The sequence below is a fragment of the Corynebacterium falsenii genome (assembly GCF_020099275.1).
GTDB lineage: Bacteria > Actinomycetota > Actinomycetes > Mycobacteriales > Mycobacteriaceae > Corynebacterium > Corynebacterium falsenii.
The window spans coordinates 1,635,377-1,652,287 of record NZ_CP083646.1 but is presented as its reverse complement, the minus strand read 5'-3'; the positions used below and the strand labels follow the sequence as shown (position 1 = coordinate 1,652,287).

14 protein-coding genes are annotated in these 16,911 nt (G+C 63.4%); 10 read left to right on the top strand and 4 right to left on the bottom strand.

What is annotated here, in order from left to right:
- Positions 1-91 precede the first annotated feature (91 nt).
- Together LA343_RS07275 and LA343_RS07270 are read right to left on the bottom strand one after the other, a co-directional pair.
- Positions 92-1,249, bottom strand: a complete 1,158-nt coding sequence (locus LA343_RS07275) for a quinone-dependent dihydroorotate dehydrogenase (RefSeq protein WP_025402676.1) — start codon at positions 1,247-1,249, stop codon at positions 92-94.
- Positions 1,250-1,408: 159 nt separating this feature from the next.
- Positions 1,409-2,551 (bottom strand): hypothetical protein, encoded by a 1,143-nt coding sequence (locus tag LA343_RS07270; protein WP_025402675.1) that lies wholly within the window; start codon positions 2,549-2,551, stop codon positions 1,409-1,411.
- Between the two features lie 79 nt (positions 2,552-2,630).
- Between LA343_RS07270 and LA343_RS07265 the strand changes: the two genes are divergently transcribed.
- Genes LA343_RS07265 through LA343_RS07255 form a run of 3 tightly spaced genes read left to right on the top strand, consistent with a single transcriptional unit; the run spans position 2,631 to position 5,536 of the window.
- Positions 2,631-3,503: an undecaprenyl-diphosphate phosphatase gene (locus LA343_RS07265; protein WP_025402674.1), complete on the top strand. Its 873-nt coding sequence runs from the start codon at positions 2,631-2,633 to the stop codon at positions 3,501-3,503.
- 11 nt (positions 3,504-3,514) lie between these two features.
- Complete coding sequence (gene mshC / locus LA343_RS07260; RefSeq protein ID WP_025402673.1) at positions 3,515-4,906, top strand: cysteine--1-D-myo-inosityl 2-amino-2-deoxy-alpha-D-glucopyranoside ligase; 1,392 nt, start codon at positions 3,515-3,517, stop codon at positions 4,904-4,906.
- 39 nt (positions 4,907-4,945) lie between these two features.
- Complete coding sequence (locus LA343_RS07255; protein WP_025402672.1) at positions 4,946-5,536, top strand: hypothetical protein; 591 nt, start codon at positions 4,946-4,948, stop codon at positions 5,534-5,536.
- 48 nt (positions 5,537-5,584) lie between these two features.
- Here the strand turns inward: LA343_RS07255 and LA343_RS07250 are convergent, their stop codons facing one another.
- Complete coding sequence (locus tag LA343_RS07250) at positions 5,585-6,442, bottom strand: thioesterase family protein (protein ID WP_025402671.1); 858 nt, start codon at positions 6,440-6,442, stop codon at positions 5,585-5,587.
- Between the two features lie 219 nt (positions 6,443-6,661).
- Between LA343_RS07250 and LA343_RS07245 the strand changes: the two genes are divergently transcribed.
- The 3 genes from LA343_RS07245 to aspA all read left to right on the top strand — a co-directional run bounded on the left by LA343_RS07245 (position 6,662) and on the right by aspA (position 11,156).
- On the top strand, positions 6,662-7,768 hold the full coding sequence (locus LA343_RS07245; RefSeq protein WP_039910914.1) for a phosphoribosyl-ATP diphosphatase: 1,107 nt from the start codon (positions 6,662-6,664) through the stop codon (positions 7,766-7,768).
- 85 nt (positions 7,769-7,853) lie between these two features.
- A complete protein-coding gene (gene hisG, locus LA343_RS07240) occupies positions 7,854-8,699 on the top strand; it encodes an ATP phosphoribosyltransferase (RefSeq protein ID WP_025402669.1) in 846 nt (281 codons plus the stop codon).
- A 900-nt stretch (positions 8,700-9,599) separates the two neighbouring features.
- A complete protein-coding gene (gene aspA, locus LA343_RS07235; RefSeq protein WP_025402668.1) occupies positions 9,600-11,156 on the top strand; it encodes an aspartate ammonia-lyase in 1,557 nt (518 codons plus the stop codon).
- A gap of 67 nt (positions 11,157-11,223) precedes the next feature.
- Here aspA and LA343_RS07230 read toward each other — a convergent pair whose 3' ends face one another.
- Positions 11,224-12,018 (bottom strand): RecB family exonuclease, encoded by a 795-nt coding sequence (locus tag LA343_RS07230; RefSeq protein ID WP_052337650.1) that lies wholly within the window; start codon positions 12,016-12,018, stop codon positions 11,224-11,226.
- Between the two features lie 191 nt (positions 12,019-12,209).
- Here LA343_RS07230 and LA343_RS07225 point away from each other — a divergent pair, with 191 nt between their 5' ends.
- The 4 genes from LA343_RS07225 to LA343_RS07210 are packed head-to-tail and all read left to right on the top strand — an operon-like array spanning position 12,210 to position 16,835.
- A complete protein-coding gene (locus LA343_RS07225; RefSeq protein ID WP_025402666.1) occupies positions 12,210-13,043 on the top strand; it encodes a tRNA (adenine-N1)-methyltransferase in 834 nt (277 codons plus the stop codon).
- A 45-nt stretch (positions 13,044-13,088) separates the two neighbouring features.
- Positions 13,089-14,759: a proteasome ATPase gene (gene arc, locus LA343_RS07220; protein WP_025402665.1), complete on the top strand. Its 1,671-nt coding sequence runs from the start codon at positions 13,089-13,091 to the stop codon at positions 14,757-14,759.
- A gap of 53 nt (positions 14,760-14,812) precedes the next feature.
- The gene (gene dop, locus LA343_RS07215) at positions 14,813-16,579 is read left to right on the top strand and encodes a depupylase/deamidase Dop (protein ID WP_081737309.1); all 1,767 of its coding nucleotides are present in this window, start codon (positions 14,813-14,815) and stop codon (positions 16,577-16,579) included.
- 52 nt (positions 16,580-16,631) lie between these two features.
- On the top strand, positions 16,632-16,835 hold the full coding sequence (locus LA343_RS07210) for a ubiquitin-like protein Pup (protein WP_025402663.1): 204 nt from the start codon (positions 16,632-16,634) through the stop codon (positions 16,833-16,835).
- Positions 16,836-16,911: the final 76 nt, after the last annotated feature.

The window sequence follows — 16,911 nt, the reverse complement described above, 5'->3', positions numbered from 1 at the left end:
TAACCCGGCGTGCGAGCCTATCCCGGCGCGCACCCCAAACAGGCACGCGCCTAGCCCAATGATCTAACCCAGCGACCTATAACCCAGCGACCTAATCCAGCGTCCACTTCAGTTCCGTACCCACGGCCTCAGAGATATTACTCAGCCCGTGGGCGCGCAACTGCTCGCCCAATCCCAGATGGATGTCGCGGATCCAGTCCGGGCCGCCGTAGATCAGCTGCGTGTAGCCCTGCAGCAACTGGGCACCCGCCGCGATGCGCTCCCAGGCGTCCTGTGGCGTCACGATGCCACCCACCCCAATGAGCACCAGCTCGCCATCAGCAGCAGCACTGCGCCGAGAGATCCGCCGCAGCACCTCCATAGCCCGCTTCGCCACCGGCGCCCCCGAGATGCCGCCCGCGCCCAGAGACCGCACGTAACCGGGGTCAGTCTTCAACCCCGCCCGACTGATCGTAGTGTTCGTCGCGATGAGGCCCGTGACCCCCAGCTCCAGGGCGAGATCCGTCACCGCGTCTACGTCGTCATCGCTAAGGTCCGGCGCGATCTTCACAAACAGCGGGCGATCCGACTCGTCCTGCACCGCCGCAATAATCGGGCGCAAGCTATCGACCGCTTGGAGATCGCGCAAACCCGGCGTATTGGGGGAGGACACGTTGATGACCAGGTAGTCCGCTGTGTCGCCCAGCGCCTTAGCCGACTCCCGGTAGTCGTTCGCCGCCACCGCGGGGTCCGTGAGCTTCGTCTTGCCCAAGTTCGCACCAATCGGCACCGACGTGCGCCGGCGTTCGAGGCGCAGAGCCGCAGCCCGCGCGCCCTCATTGTTGAATCCCATGCGGTTGAGCAGGGCCTTGTCTTCGGGCAGTCGGAACAGTCGGGGAGTGGGGTTACCCGGCTGTGCGACCGCAGTCACCGTTCCCATCTCCGCGAAGCCGAAGCCCAGTGGCCCCCACACGTTGACCTCCAGCGCGTCCTTATCGAACCCCGCCGCCAAACCCAGCGGCCTAGGGAAGGTCAGACCCGCAACGGTTTGCACCAGCGCTGGGTCGTGCACCGCCCACATCTTCTCCACCGCAGCCAGCGCACTGGGGGATTGGGACAGCCGAGACAACGTTCCGGTCATGCGTCCGTGAATCCGCTCGGGAGCCATGCGGAACATAGCCCGCAGCGCTGCGTCGTACCCCACACCACGAGCAGTGCGCAGGATGCCGCCGCGGTGCGCGGAGCGTGGGGTGTCTGTTGTGTCGGCCATCGTTCGTTCTCCTAGTTTTCCGTGCTATCCGTGCTCTACGGTGCTTGCGGTGCTTTCGGTGCTTTCGGTGCTTTCCGTGCCCTACGTGCTACCCGTTCTTTTCGGGGTTTTGGGGCTACTGTGCCCAGCGAGTCTACTGTGGCATTCAGGCAACCCGCGTCAGTTCCCGTCACCCACCGGACGGGCAGGGTAATCACCATCACGCTGATTGGGCGGTCCCGGCTTGACCAGCCCCTTCACCTCGTCGCCACTGAGCTTCTGCACATCGCCGGTCTTGCCCACCACAACGAGCCCGCCGTCACCAGTCACGAACAACCCCCGCACGTTGGCGATGCTGTCGAACTGCGCCACCTTCTCGGGCGTGCCGTTGGGGACCTTGTAGGCAGTGATCTTATTGTCGTGAGTCGTGGACACCCACACCACCGAACGGTTGCTATCCCACGCCACGGCCCACGGCGAGGCCCCGGTGGGAGCCGACTGGTGCAGCCGCACCACATCGTTCATCGTGTAGAGCATCACTTGGTTCTGGCGCGTGTCGCTGGCCACGACCACGCCGTCGTCGCCGCGTCCGCTGGCCGCCATGCCCACGCCCTGGCCGATGCGCAGCGAGGCGGTGTATGCCTCGTCCGCGAGCGAGACGTCGTTGATGCTCGTTTGCCCGCGGTCAATCACAGCGACCTTTTCCTTGCCCTCGGTGGGGCGCACCAGCACGGTTTGGTCGATGCTGCGGCTGACGATCTCATCCTTCGTCTGCTTGCCGTCTGGGTTGATGAAGTACACGCGGTCGCTGTCCTTCTTGCCGAGCAGGGCATCGCCATCTTGGGCGATGGTCGCGCTCGTCACCGTGCCGTCAGTGTTGATCGTCCGCGTTTCTTCGCCCTGTGCGTTGTATTCGATGACCTTGTCTTTGCAGCTCACGGCCACGCCGGTGGCGGTGGTGGAGATGTGGTCGCAGCTACCGTCCACGGTCCGCGGGTTCGGGGTTTTTTGGTTCGACGCCGCTACGTAGTCCAATTTTCCGGGGCTCAACACGGCCACCATGTCGTTGTTCCCCGTGCCGTTGAGCCCAACGCGCGCCGCCCCGATAATGGTGGCACCGTTTGCCACGCTGTTGACCTTGGAGCTCGAGCCGGGCAGGTTCGCCGCGGCGGGCGGCGAGACTTCGGCCTCGGCGGGAGTGCCTGCCACCGGCGCTTGGTTGTCGCCTTGGCCGGATCCTTGGTCGGATGGGGCGTCTCCAGTGCCGTTGGAGCTGCATCCGGCTACGAGGAGAGTCGCGCAGGCGATAGCTGGCAGGATCATTCGAGTTCGTCGGGAGCTTCGGCTGAGTTTCACATGGTCAACGCTACCAGCAGTGCTTCAAGGGGTAAGCTCTGTGCTCATGACTACTGACATGTCGTGGGCACAGACAATCATTTTGTCTCTAGTACAGGGCCTCACCGAGTTTCTTCCGGTGTCTTCTTCCGGGCACCTCCGCATCATTTCTTCGCTCTTTTGGGGCGAGGACGCCGGCGCCTCGTTCACCGCTGTGATCCAGCTGGGTACGGAGCTGGCTGTGCTCGTGTACTTCGCCAAGGACATTTGGAACATTCTCACGGCATGGTTCAAGGGCGTGGGGGAGCAGATCACGGACTGGCAGCGCAAGCACGGCGTGCGTACCTACCGCGACCGCTTCGACTACCGCATGGGGTGGATGGTGATTGTCGGCACGCTCCCGGTGGCCATTCTTGGGTACTTGGGCAAGGACGTCATCCGCGAGAATCTGCGCAACCTGTGGATCACTGCCGCCATGCTGGTGCTGTTTTCTTTCGTGTTCATCGTGGCCGAGCGTGTGGGCCGCAGACAGCGCAGCTTCGGCGAACTGACGATGAAGGACGCCGTCATCATGGGCCTGGCTCAGTGCCTGGCGCTGATTCCCGGTGTGTCCCGCTCCGGTGGCACCGTGTCCGCAGGTTTGTTCCTCGACCTCGACCGCGAGGTTGCCACGCGCTTTTCTTTCTTGCTGGCGATCCCCGCGGTGTTAGCTTCCGGACTGTTTTCCCTGCCCGATGCGTTCGCTCCGCAGGCGGGCCAGGCCGCCAGCGGCATGCAGCTGCTCGTGGGCACGGCCATCGCCTTCGTGGTGGGTTATGCCTCCATCGCCTGGCTGCTGCGCTTCGTCGCCCACCACTCCTTCGCCTGGTTTGCTGCGTGGCGTATTCCCTTCGGCCTGTTGGTTATGGGTCTACTGGCATTCGGAGTTCTGCAACCATAAACTTGGCTTTCATGCACTCGTGGCCGAATCCTGAAATACCCAAGCTCGACATTGCAGATACTGCTAATACTGCTGATACTTCTGATACTTCCGGTGTTCAAGCACCAGAGCTCTTTCTCTACGACACCGCAAATGACGCGGTGAAACCCGTCAAGCGCCCCGATCCCGGCCACGAGGTCGGGGTGTACGTCTGCGGAATCACCCCGTATGACTCCACGCACCTGGGGCACGCGGCCACCTACCTCACGTTCGACCTCATCAACCGTTACCTCATTGCGACGGGCTCGCCGGTGCACTACGTACAGAACATCACCGACGTTGATGATCCACTATTCGAGCGCGCCGAGCGCGACGGCGTGGACTGGCGAGAACTCGGAACCAGCCAGATCAACCTGTTCCGCAGTGACATGGAGGCACTCGAGGTCATCCCGCCTCGCGATTACATTGGCGCGATGGAATCCATCGATGAAGTGGTCGCGATGGTTGAGCGTCTCCTCGAGGTCGGCGCCGCCTACCAGCTCGATGACGAGTACCCGGACATCTACGCCGACCACACCTTCACCTCCCAGTTCGGTTACGAATCTCGGTACGACGAATCCACCATGGATGAACTGTTTGCCGAGCGCGGTGGAGATCCCGACCGCCCCGGCAAACGGCACCCGCTCGATGCCCTGCTCTGGCGCGCCCACCGCGAAGGCGAACCCGCGTGGGAGGCGCCCTTCGGCGCGGGCCGACCGGGCTGGCACATCGAGTGTTCCGCTATCGCCACCAACCGCCTGGGGGCGTCCTTCGCCATCCAAGGTGGCGGCAGCGACCTGCGCTTTCCTCATCATGAGTACTCCGCAGCCCACGCCGAGGCCGCGCACAACACCCCCCGGATGGCTGAGCACTACGTGCACGCCGGCATGATCGGCCTCGATGGCGTGAAGATGAGCAAGTCGCTGGGCAACCTCGTCTTTGTGTCTAAGCTCACCGCGCAGGGGCACGACCCGTCAGCAATTCGCCTGGGCGTATTTGCTAGCCACTACCGCGGCGATCGCGACTGGTCGGACGAGGTTCTCGCCACCGCCGAGCAGCGACTTTCCACCTGGCGCGAGGCGCTTCGCCGTGCCGAGGAGTCCGCACTGAACGGATGGACCGCACCAACAGCAGAGGAGGTGCGTGACGTCATCCAGGACATCACAGCCCGGATTGCTCAGGATCTCGACACTCCGGGGGCGCTCGCCGCGATGGATCAGTTCGCGCAGCGCCTCCTGGCACGCCCCGACGAGGAGGCACAGGATGGTCGGAGCCTGGCGGCGTCGGATATAAAGGTGGAGACTACTGCGGAGACAACCGCGGCGACAACGGCGGCACAAAAGGTGAGGAGCGCGCTGTATGCGCTGCTAGGAGTGCGGGTGTAGCGCTACCATGAGTGCAACCACAACCGAAAGGCTTGCACCATGACTCCACGGACTGGACGGACTGAACGGACTGAACGGAACTCGCACAAGGCGCAGACGTCGCTGAGCACAGCCACCGACGCCGCCGCGCGCGAGTTCCTCGACAACCTCACCGCGATGGCGACGGGCAGCTACCTCCGGGACGAAGACAAAGAATTCTGGGAACCGCCGTATCCCGCGGAGGTCGTCGACGAGGCGCAGAAGATCGTCCACAGCCTGGTATCCGCCGGCCGGGCGATCGGACAGAAGGACCCGGCGGCCTTGGCTCGGATCGCTACGAGCGCGGAGATCATGCTCGACGACACTCCGGTGCACCGCGGTCAGAGCTCAACGGTGGTGCGCGGAGAGACCGACCAGGGCCCGGACGAGACCGCAGGGGCGAGCCAGCCGGACGCGATCTCGCTGGCGCTGGCCGCGGTGATCACGCCGGATCTGCGGAAGCTGGCGGACCTGTCGGAGGACCACGACAATGCGATCCTCGATGACGAGGAGATTCAGGATCTGCTGGAGCTCATCGGCGCGCTGGCCAGCGAGGTGCACGCGAGCCCGGCGGTGCTGCGGGCGCATACCGAAGCGGTGCTGATCGATTAAACGCGGGGACCAGCGGCGGGGACTAGACGCGTGGATTAGTGGCGGGGACTAGCGTCGGTTGAGGATCAGCCCCTGGTTGCAGCTACCGATAGGGCCGTGCTCGTCGTAGATGCGCGTCACGGTGGTGCCGATGCCGTCTGCGCCATAGTTGGCCTCCGCGTTGAGCCCCAACCACTCGCCGCGCATGAGACGGTGCAGGTACACAGTGGTATCCACGTTCATGTAGGTCCACTCGTCGGTGTCGAGGATGTTGTTGAGACCATTGGCGATATCGACGGTCTTCATCACGCGCATCCACGGGGAGTCCTCGCGGCCGGCGACCACGGGCAGGTCGGTGCGGCTCCAGTAGATGTTGCGATTGCGGTTTTTCTTGATCGCAAGCTGCTGGTCGGATAGCGGGGCGCGGGTGACCTCGATGGAGTCGATGTAGCCCGAGGACCACCGGCCGAGGAAGTCATCGGCCGAGGTGGCGCCTTCCGGACCCGGCATGTCCTCGCCGACGCCCCGCTCGATGGAGGCGGAATCGGAGCCCTTGATCCACCAGCCGGTGCCACGGATGTACTCGCGCCCGGATTCGTCTTCCACCACGGCCTCGAGCAGGGAAATGCGCTTGCCCGGGCGGATGACCTGCGCGCGGGTGCGCAGCTCAGTGAGCGGCACGGCGCCGAGGATTTCGACGGTCATGCGGGAGAAGCGGCCCGCGTTGAGATCGAGGCCGTTGTCGCGGGCGCCATCCTCGAGCACCGTGGCCACCAGCGCGGCAGGCGGGGAGCCGTGCTGGAATCCCTCGCCCCAGGGGCTTTCGGTGTGCTTCGTGGGCTGGTAGTCGCGGTAGGTGAGCCCGTCTGCGTCGTGGCTGCCGTTGGCGATGAAGTAAGCGTTGTCGGTGGGTGGGGTGGCAGTCATCGTGTGCGGTGGTCCTTTGCGGTTGTTTGTGATTGTTTGCGTTTAGGGAGTCGGTTTCGGGTTACGTTTCCGCCCGAAACGTACGTATGCGTACGAGCCTACAAACCTCCGGGGTTCCCGCGGGGCTAATTCGGGGCTATTCCGGGGCTAACTGAGGGGATCCCACCGACCCGTGCCCATTCTGCGGTTGCCGCCGGGCTGCCTTAGGGTGGAACCATCATGAAGGCAATCTTGTGGGATATGGACGGCACCCTCGTGGACTCGGAGCCACTGTGGGGCATCGCAACGTACGAGCTAGGGGAGGCGATGGGCCGCCCGCTCACGCCCGAGGTCAGGGCAAAGACCGTGGGTTGCACCACGCCCAACACTGTCCGGATCTGTGGCGCTCACGCTGGTCTTTCTATGGACGACGCCACAGTGGACCACTGGGTCGCATGGATGTATCGGCGTGTCGAGGAGCTGCTCTCCACCCAGCTACCGTTCCGCCCTGGTGTGCCGGAGATCCTCGCTGAGGCGGATGCGTTGTCAGCAGCAGGGCAGGGGACCCCGATGGCACTGGTGACGAACACGAATCGCGCGTTGACGAACGTGAGCTTGCGATCGATCGGTGTGGAACACTTCGATTTCACGCTGTGTGGTGACGAGGTCCCGGCTGGTAAACCTGAGCCGGATATTTATGAGGAGGCGGCTCGCCGGTGCGGTGTGCACCCGAACGAGTGCCTAGTGTTGGAGGATTCCACCACGGGCATGTTGGCTGCTCAGCGGGCTGGATGCCGGGTGGTGGGCATTCCGACGGATGATTCCACGCAAATCCCCGAGGGCGTGCCCACCTTGGAGCAGCTTCGGCCCGGCCACAAGGATCTGAAGGGTTTCACCTTGGCGGACCTCCGGGGTTTGTATGAGGACGCGGAGGTTACTTCTCCGTCAGCATCGTCGACTTCCGGCGTGGAGTCTTCTGGTACCGCAAAGTCGGAACCGACACTCGCGATGGATCACGGTCATGAGACAATGAAGCACGTGAGCGAATCAAAGAGTGAATCAACAAGTGAATCAGAGAACGCACTAAAGAACTTTGAGTCTTTGTTCAAGGAACTAGCCACCAAGGCGGAGCAGCGGCCCGAGGGTTCCGGCACCGTCGAGGCCCTCGACCGTGGCGTGCACTTCCTGGGCAAGAAGATCATGGAAGAAGCCGGCGAGGTGTGGCTGGCCGCCGAGTATCAGTCGGATGATGAGCTGTCCGAGGAGATCTCCCAGCTCATTTACTGGCTGCAGGTGGTTATGATCAACCGTGGGCTCAAGCCCGAGGACGTCTACAAGCATCTGTAGACCTCGGGGCCCATCGGTGGGGTTTCCCCGTACTCTTCTCCTCTCATTCCTCTCTTCATGCGATAGAAAGGCTGGCAGCGGTTCTATGCTCCGCGTTGCAGTTCCCAACAAGGGCTCGCTTTCGGAAAAAGCGACCGAAATTCTCAAAGAAGCAGGTTACGCAACCCGCGGCGACTCCAAGTCCCTCACCGTGGCCGACGAGGCCAACGGTGTGGAGTTCTACTTCCTGCGCCCCAAGGACATCGCCATCTACATCGCTTCCGGCCACCTAGACATGGGCATCACGGGACGCGACCTCGCCGCCGACTGCCGGGAAGAGGTCGACGAGCTGCTAGAACTAGGCTTCGGCGCCTCGACCTTCCGCTACGCCGCGCCAGCTGACGAAGAGTGGAGCATCGACAAGCTGGAGGGCAAGCGCATTGCCACCAGCTACCCGAACCTGGTTCGTAAGGATTTGAAGGAGCGGGGCATCTCTGCGGAGGTCATTCGCTTGGACGGGGCAGTGGAGATTTCCACCCGCCTCGGCGTGGCCCACGCAATCGCCGATGTGGTTTCGACCGGGCGGACCCTGCGCAAGCAAGGCCTGAAGCCGTTCGGTGAGGCACTATGTGTGTCGGAGGCTGTGATCGTGGGCCGCAAGGGCGCCACGGTAACGGACGAGCAGCGTGTCTTGATCAAGCGCATCGAGGGCATCCTCCATGCGCAGACGTACCTGATGCTCGATTACAACGTGCCGCGCAAGAACCTAGATCAGGTCTCGGCCATCACTCCTGGCTTGTCCGCTCCGACGGTCGCCCCTTTGGCGAATCCCGAGTGGGTCGCGGTGCGTGCCATGGTGCCGCGTGCCCAGGCTAACTCGCTCATGGACGAGCTGTCTGCGCTGGGTGCGGAGGCGATCTTGGCCTCTGACATCCGCATCGCCCGCATCTAGAGCCCTCTAGCTATCGAGCTACCGAGCTATTTAGCGCGCCCTGCACCCACCCACGACCACCGCGCTCGGACTCGGTGCGCGTTCAAGTGACCCGCGCCTAGGGCTCGGTGCGCGGCCAAGTTGCTCGTGCCCAGGCCCGAAGCACGGCCAGGTTACTCGTGCCTGGGGCTCGAGGCGCGTCCGGCCTGCCCAGGCGCAGGATCGAGCCGTCCCACACGCTAGGTAGCAGATCTGCTGCGAAATGTTGGCCCGAAATGTACAAAAATCAGCGCTCAACGTACCCCTTCGGTAGATATTTTCGCAGCACATCCGCTTCCTATGGCCTACCTTAGAGACCGCCACAGCGCCAACCCTCCGTCCGCTGAGGTCCTTTACACCGGAGCACCCTCGGTTCCTCGCAGAGACCAACCTCCATGACGCAGCCATAGGACCCGCCGCGCAACACTTCGCAGAAGTCAGCACCAGGACCCACCGCGCAACACGGCGCCCACATGCTCAACACGCCACGGACTCACAGCACCGGGACGCACGGTCACCCCCATAGCTCACCCCCTCCCGCGACAACCGAGCGCCCATCGGCGGTGTCTACCGGCGTGACTACATCGCTGCAGCAAACAGGCGTCGACAATAAGGTGAATGTGTTGAACAATACACGTGTAAGGTTGGGATTCCTCGCGAGAAATAGAGCTGCAAATATAACTGTGATCTGGGAAAACGCACGCATCCACCGAGCTTCCACACCAACCACCAAATTCGCGTTAGGGTGGGGTAACTGACGCGACTAAGCCGCCACAAAAAATGGCCTGGTCGCCGATAGCAGACCCGTCGATAGCTGATCGCACGTCGATTGCACGCCGATCCAACGTCGATCGCACGCTCACCGTACAAAGGACCCCACCCATGTCTGAAACCCCAACCCCGTCACCGAACGCGCTTGCCTCCACCTCCGGCAAGGTCGTGGCGTCCACCGACATCATCACCTCTGCCGAGACCTACTCGCAGAAGGCACGATCCGCCGAGAGCTTCCGCACGGAAGTAGACCTGCTCGGCCCCATGCAGGTGCCGGAGGAGGCCTACTACGGCGTGCACACCCTCCGCGCCGTGGACAACTTCCAGATCTCCCGCACCACCATCAACCAGATCCCGGAGTTCATCCGCGGGATGGTCATGGTGAAAAAGGCCACGGCCATCGCGAACCGGAATGTACATGCGCTTCCCAACCACAAGGCTGAGGCCATCATCTGGGCATGCGACGACGTCCTCACTAACCACCGCTGCATGGATCAATTCCCCATCGACGTGTTCCAGGGCGGCGCCGGCACGTCGGTGAACATGAACACTAACGAGGTCATCGCCAACCTCGCCCTCGAGCACCTCGGCGAGCCCAAGGGCAGCTACGACGTCATCAACCCCAACGATGACGTGAACATGTCGCAGTCCACCAACGATGCGTACCCTACGGGATTCCGCCTGGGCCTCCACTTCGCTATCGACCAGCTCACCAAGCATCTCGACGCCCTCGAGCGCGCGTTCCTTGCAAAGGGCAATGAGTTTCGGAACATCCTGAAGATGGGGCGCACGCAGTTGCAAGACGCCGTGCCGATGTCCCTGGGCCAGGAGTTCCGCGCCTTCGCGTTCAACCTCGCGGAGGAGAGGCTGCAGCTCGAGCGCGCACAGGAGCATTTGCGTGAGGTCAACATGGGCGCCACCGCGATCGGCACCGGGGTCAACACGCCACCCGGCTACCAGGCTGCCGTGATCGAGGCGTTGAACGAGGTGACGGGCATCGAAATCAAGCCTTCACGTGATCTCATCGAGGCCACCAGCGACACGGGAGCGTACGTCAACGCCCACGCCGCGGTGAAGCGGGTGGCGATGAAGCTATCGAAGATTTGTAACGACCTGCGCCTGTTGTCCTCCGGGCCGCGTGCTGGGTTGAATGAGATCAACTTGCCGGAGCGTCAGGCCGGTTCGTCGATCATGCCGGCCAAGGTCAACCCGGTGATCCCGGAAGTGGTCAACCAGATTTGTTTCAAGGTGTTCGGCAACGATGTAACCGTCAGCATGGCGGCCGAGGCCGGACAGCTGCAGCTCAACGTCATGGAGCCGGTCATCGCTCAGTGCGTGTTTGAGTCCGTGCGCTACCTGGCTCGCGCCTGCACAACGCTGCGCACGCTGTGTGTCGTGGGCATCACCGCAAATCCCGAGGTCTGCCGCCACTACGTGGACAATTCCATCGGCATCATCACGTACCTCAACCCGCTCATCGGCCACCACAACGGTGACGTGATCGGTAAGGAAGCCGCCAAGACCGGTAAGCCCGTTCGGCAACTGGTTCTGGACAAGGGCTTGCTGGATGAAGAGACCCTCGATGAGGTTCTCAGTGTCGAGAATCTCTTGAGCCCCACGTTCCAGGGCACGCTCTATGACGACCAGGATCAGCCGATCACGCGCTAGTCGGCGCGGAGTTGGCGGGCAAAGTTGGCGTGGAGTTGGCGGGCAGAGCCGGCGCGCAGCTGACTGGCTAGCCCGGCGCGCCCGGGTACTCCGGCGGGGTGCCGCCGAACGCGGGGCAGAGGTCCTGGTGGGGGCACCAATCACACAGCTTCGACGTGCGCGGGGCGAACTCACCCGTCTCGACGTCGTGCATGATCTGGGCCCACAACTTCTCCACGTCACGCTCGAAGTAGTTCAGCTCGGCGGGGGACGGGCTGAGGACCATGTCGTCGGCCACCTTCAAGTACATCAGGCGCAGCTGAGCCGGAATCTCCCCGGTCATGCGCCACCACACCAGGGCGTAGAACAGCATCTGGAACTTGGCCTGCTGGGAGTAGCGGGGAAGTGGCTTCTTACCCGTCTTATAGTCCACCACGCGCACCTCACCGGTGGGAGCAGTATCCACTCGGTCGATGAATCCGCGCACCGGCACACCGTTGGGCAGAGTGAAGTTCACGTATTTTTCGCAGTCGGTGGCATCAAAACCCTCGGGGTTCTCCATGCGGAAATACCCTTTAACGAGTTCGCGGCACTCCACGAGGAAATCCATGGTGGCGTCGACGGGAACGAGTTCCTTCAGCTCAGCGTCCTTGTCGACCATGGTTTCCCACCGGGGTTTGAGCATCTTCACGGCGGCCGGGTAGGTGCGCTCACCGCGGGGTAGCTTGTGGAGGTCCTCGAGAACGGCATGAACCAGCGTGCCCTTGACCTGGGCGACAGTCTTCGGCTCCGGCAGCTTGTCGATGGCCCGGAAGCGGTACAGCAGCGGGCATTGCTGGTAGTCGTTGGCGCGGGATGGGGAAAGGGCAAGGCTAGGTTTCACAACGACCAAGTCTAACGACCTTGAAACCCAGCCCGACGTCCGCGCCTACTACCCCCTTACCAACCGCGCCTACCGTCCGGCACCGCAGTCATCGTCCGGCACCCCGGCTCCTAGGTTTTACGCCCCTCCTCACCTAGGATGGAGCACTTGACGAAGCCTTAGCTCCTAGCAGAAAGTTCCACCCTAACCCCATGGCATACTCCGGCCGATTCACCGCAGGCGACCGCGTTCAGCTCACCGATGCCAAGCGCCGCCACTTCACAATCACCCTGGAAGAAGGCAAGAGCTTCTTCACCCACAAGGGCGAAATCAAGCACGATGACATCATCGGGCAGCACGAGGGCACGGTGGTGACGTCGTCCGGGGCGGGGGAGTACCTATGCTTCCGCCATCTGCTCGTGGACCACGTGCTGTCCATGCCGCGCGGCGCCGCCGTGATCTACCCGAAGGATGCGGCGCAGATCCTCGTCGAAGGCGATATTTTCCCCGGCGCGACTGTGCTGGAAGCCGGTGCCGGTTCGGGTGCAATGAGCATGTGGCTGCTCCGCGCAGTCGGCGAGCACGGCAAGGTCATCAGCTACGAGATCCGCGAAGACCACCTGGAGTACGCGGAGAAGAACGTCTCAGAATACATGGGTGGGCACCCCGCGAACTGGGATCTGCGCCTAGGCGACCTCAAGGAGGTTCGTAAAGAAGACGTTGGCGAAGTGGACCGCGTTCTGCTCGACATGCTCGAGCCGTGGGAGATGCTCGATACCGTCAAGGACATCCTCATCCCCGGCGGCGTGTTCATGACCTATGTGGCCACCGTCCCGCAACTTATGAAGGTCATGGAGGGCATCCGCGAGACCGGGTGCTTCACCGAACCCAAGGCGTGGGAGTCCCTGGTTCGCGAGTGGAAGGTCGAGGGGCTCGCCACCCGACCAGAGCATCGCATGAATGCGCACACGGCGTTTCTTATCTGGGCGCGTCGCCTCGCCGATGGTGTCACGGCCCCGCGGCCACAGCGCAGGGCACGCCGCTAACCCCGGCACTCCACCGCTGTCTCTGGGCTTAGTATGGTTATAACTATGACCCAGAACACGCCGGAAGCACATGACAGCAGCTCCGCCGCGGCCCCGCAGTCGTCGCAGGGGCCAGCTCAGCGCACGTCGCAGGGCCCCACGTCGCTGCGCGAGCTCCAAGCCGCCAACCGCACCCTCGGTGCCCGCAACGCGAAGCTCGTCGACATGCTGCAGGCCAGCCGCGCCAAGCTGGCGGAGCTCAACGGCCGCCTAGAGGCACTCGCTGAGCCACCCAGCACCTACGGCACCCTCCTCGAGGTCGGTCCTAAGGCCGAGACCGCGGAAGTGTTCACCGCGGGGCGTCGCATGCGGCTCATGGTCTCACCGCTGGTCAACCGCGCTAGCCTCACCCCCGGTTCCACCGTGCGCCTCGGCGAGGGTCAGCAGGTCGTGGAGGCCACCGGCTATCAGGATTCCGGCGATATCGCCCAGGTGGTTGAGATCGTCGGCAATCGCCTCATCGTGGCGGACAAGGTCGGCGAAGAATCCGTGGTCAAAGTCGCCGGCGAGTTGCGCGAGGATGTGCTTGCCAAGGAGGTCGGCACGGGCGATTCCGTCATCGTCGATCGGCGTTCGGGTTGGGCGTTTGAGGCGCTGCCTCGCCAGGAGGTCAGCTCCCTTGTTCTGGAGGAGGTCCCGGACGTCTCGTACGAAGATATCGGCGGCCTATCCCGCCAAATTTCCCAGATCCGCGACGCCGTGGAGCTGCCCTTCCTCCACCCGGAGATCTACACCCAGTACGGCTTGCGCCCGCCCAAGGGTGTGCTGCTGTACGGCCCTCCCGGCAACGGCAAGACCCTCATCGCCAAGGCCGTGGCCAACTCGCTGGCCAAGTCGATGGGAACGGACGACACCTCGTACTTCCTCAACGTCAAAGGCCCCGAGCTGCTCAACAAGTTTGTCGGCGAGACCGAGCGCCAGGTGCGCCAGATCTTCGAGCAGGCCCGCCGCGTAGCCAGTTCCGGCCGGCCAGTGATCGTCTTCTTCGACGAGATGGAGGCCCTGTTCCGCACCCGCGGCACGGGCGTGTCTTCGGATATGGAGTCCACGGTCGTCCCGCAGTTGCTCAGCGAGCTCGATGGTGTGGAGGCCGTCGGCAACGTCATCATCATCGGCGCCTCGAACCGCGAGGAACTCATTGATCCCGCCATTTTGCGCCCCGGTCGCCTGGATGTGAAGATCCGGATTGAACGTCCTGATCTCGACGCCGCTACGGACATTCTTGCCAAGCATCTCACCAGCGACATCCCGGTGAGCCCCGCCCTAGTGGAGGAACAGGGTGGCGTGGTTCAGGCGGTGGATTTCCTGCGCCGCCGGATCGCCGAGCAGCTGTTCGCCAAGGATCCCGCGCATCGTTACGTCACACTGCACTTCGCCGATGGCACGACCCAGGATCTGTACTGGGCGGATTTCGTCAGCGGCGCGATGCTGGCGAACATCGTGGATCGGGCGAAGACTCTGGCCATCAAGGAAGCGCTGCACAGCGTGGAAGCAGCAGACAGTGGCGCGGACACCACCCACGGTATTGCGGCGCGCCATGTGGATCAGGCCGTGCTCGCCGAGGTGGGCGATACGGAGTCCCTGCCGGACACCACGAACCCGGCGGAGTGGGCACGCATTTACGGCCACACCACCAAGCGCGTGGTGGACATCAGCGTGGCGGCTGCAGGGCGCTAAACCACTCGGGCACAACACCGCTGGTACTAAACCGCCGGCAAGACAACACTGGCATGAGACCCCAGGGTGCACTCCACGGCGGCGCACCCTGGAACGACGAAAGGCACAACGTGGAGTATCGGAACCTGTTGGCGTCGAATAACGAAGGCAACAACGCCCAGAACGACCCGGCGCGAGACGCCGCGACCGGGCCGTACATCATCGGTTCGGAGACTGAATACGGCATCGTGGCTGTCAATGAGCCGGAGGCCAGCCCCATTGTGACCTCCACCCAGGCCGTGGTGGCGTGGGCGGAGCACTCGGGTCAGGGCGTGAACCGGCGGACGCGGTGGGACTACGAGAACGAGTCACCGCTGCGGGATATTCGCGGCTTCGACCTGCGGCGGTATCGCAGAGGCTCGGCGCCGGTGCTGGATCCGAATGCGGTGGGCGCGGCGAACGTCATCGCTGCAAACGGGGCGCGATTCTACGTGGATCACGCGCACCCGGAATACTCCTCGCCGGAATCGACCACGGCGCGCGCGGCGGTGATCTGGGATAAGGCTGGGGACATCATCATGCACCAGGCGGCGCAGGCCTCCGGCGCGATCGAAGGGCAGCCGGAACTGAAGATCTACAAGAACAACGTGGACGGCAAGGGTGCCTCCTACGGTTCGCACGAGAACTACTTGTACCCGCGCGACTGGGACGTGGAGAAGGTCAACCAGGCGCTGATCCCGCACTTCGTCACCCGGCAGATCTACACCGGGGCGGGGCGGATCGGGCTGGGGCAACAGGGTCAGCAGCCGGGATTCCAGATCTCGCAGCGTGCCGATTACATCGAGACGGACATCTCGCTGGAAACCACGCTGAACCGCGGCATCATCAACACTCGTGACGAACCGCACGCAGTGGGGGCGCAGTGGCGCAGGCTGCACGTGATCATTGGTGATGCGAACATGAGCGAAACCGCGGCGTACCTGAAGTTCGGTACCACGGCGCTGCTGCTGCGCGCTGTGGGTGCGGGAGCGGATTTCTCGGATATGGCGATGTACGAGCCGGTATCGGACGTGCAGAAGATCTCGCGAGACCTGACGTGCTCGGAGCCGCTGCGCTTCTACGGCAACACCACGATGACGGCCATTGAGGTGCAGCGGGAGATCCGCCGACGGGTTATCGCTGCGTTGACGGGGGAGTCTGGGGCAGATGCTGGCGCAGAGCTGTCCGCCGATGACCGCAATGTTGTGGACGTGTGGGAGCAGACCCTCAACGACCTCGAGTCCGACCCGCTGAGCACCGCGGACCGGCTGGACTGGACCGCGAAGCTGGCTCTCATCAATGGCTACCGGGCGCGCGGTATCGAGTGGACCGATCCTCGGCTAGCCCTCGTGGACCTGCAGTACTCGGATATCGATCCCGCCCGCGGGCTGTATCACGCGCTGGTGGCACGTGGCCGGATGCGCACGATCGTGGAACCTGAGGCCATTGAGCACGCGGTGCACTGCCCGCCCCGGGATACCCGCGCGTGGCTGCGCGGCCAGCTAGTGGCGGCGTATTCGGACCATGTGCTGGCGGCCAACTGGGATTCCGTGGTGGTGGACACTCCATTCAACGGACAGCAGGCCGCCCGGATCGTCATGGATGATCCGCGCGCTTTCACCGCTTCCGAGGTGGCGGGGATCTTTCCGTGCTACAACCAGAAGAGTGCTGGCGCGAACGGTGGAGACGGCGGCGACAGCGGCGACAGCGCTGGCGGAGCCACCCTGGACATCGCCGAGGTCGTGCAGACGCTGGCCGCCCTGCGTCCCGACAAGGTGGAGGGCGTCGGCACCTTCGTGTAGCTCGGCGCTAACCTAAACGTTAAGAATCCAACTTTTTCTCAGGAGGTTCCCCATGACGACTGGTGGACAGTCTCAGGTCACCGGCGGCGGTGGCCGCGACGACGATCAGGACGATTTCTCGCAACCAACCGGCGGCTCCGGCACCGAACAGCTCCACGTCACCGGCACCGACGACCTCCTGGACGAGATCGACGGCCTGTTGGAGAACAACGCCGAAGAGTTCGTGCGCTCCTACGTGCAAAAGGGCGGACAGTGAGCGCCCCAGCACCGGAGGCATCATCGGAGGCAGTATCGGAAGCAGCAGCACACGCTGCGCAGCCGTCCCACGAGAG

Excerpts from the sequence above, each read along its gene's own strand:
- LA343_RS07255 (WP_025402672.1), top strand. The coding sequence starts at position 4,946 with ATGACTCCACGGACTGGACGGACTGAACGGACTGAACGGAACTCGCAC.
- hisG (WP_025402669.1), top strand. The coding sequence starts at position 7,854 with ATGCTCCGCGTTGCAGTTCCCAACAAGGGCTCGCTTTCGGAAAAAGCG.
- mshC (WP_025402673.1), top strand. The coding sequence starts at position 3,515 with ATGCACTCGTGGCCGAATCCTGAAATACCCAAGCTCGACATTGCAGAT.
- LA343_RS07245 (WP_039910914.1), top strand. The coding sequence starts at position 6,662 with ATGAAGGCAATCTTGTGGGATATGGACGGCACCCTCGTGGACTCGGAG.
- LA343_RS07265 (WP_025402674.1), top strand. The coding sequence starts at position 2,631 with ATGACTACTGACATGTCGTGGGCACAGACAATCATTTTGTCTCTAGTA.
- LA343_RS07270 (WP_025402675.1), bottom strand. The coding sequence starts at position 2,551 with ATGATCCTGCCAGCTATCGCCTGCGCGACTCTCCTCGTAGCCGGATGC.
- LA343_RS07210 (WP_025402663.1), top strand. The coding sequence starts at position 16,632 with ATGACGACTGGTGGACAGTCTCAGGTCACCGGCGGCGGTGGCCGCGAC.
- dop (WP_081737309.1), top strand. The coding sequence starts at position 14,813 with ATGAGACCCCAGGGTGCACTCCACGGCGGCGCACCCTGGAACGACGAA.
- LA343_RS07250 (WP_025402671.1), bottom strand. The coding sequence starts at position 6,442 with ATGACTGCCACCCCACCCACCGACAACGCTTACTTCATCGCCAACGGC.
- aspA (WP_025402668.1), top strand. The coding sequence starts at position 9,600 with ATGTCTGAAACCCCAACCCCGTCACCGAACGCGCTTGCCTCCACCTCC.
- arc (WP_025402665.1), top strand. The coding sequence starts at position 13,089 with ATGACCCAGAACACGCCGGAAGCACATGACAGCAGCTCCGCCGCGGCC.
- LA343_RS07225 (WP_025402666.1), top strand. The coding sequence starts at position 12,210 with ATGGCATACTCCGGCCGATTCACCGCAGGCGACCGCGTTCAGCTCACC.
- LA343_RS07275 (WP_025402676.1), bottom strand. The coding sequence starts at position 1,249 with ATGGCCGACACAACAGACACCCCACGCTCCGCGCACCGCGGCGGCATC.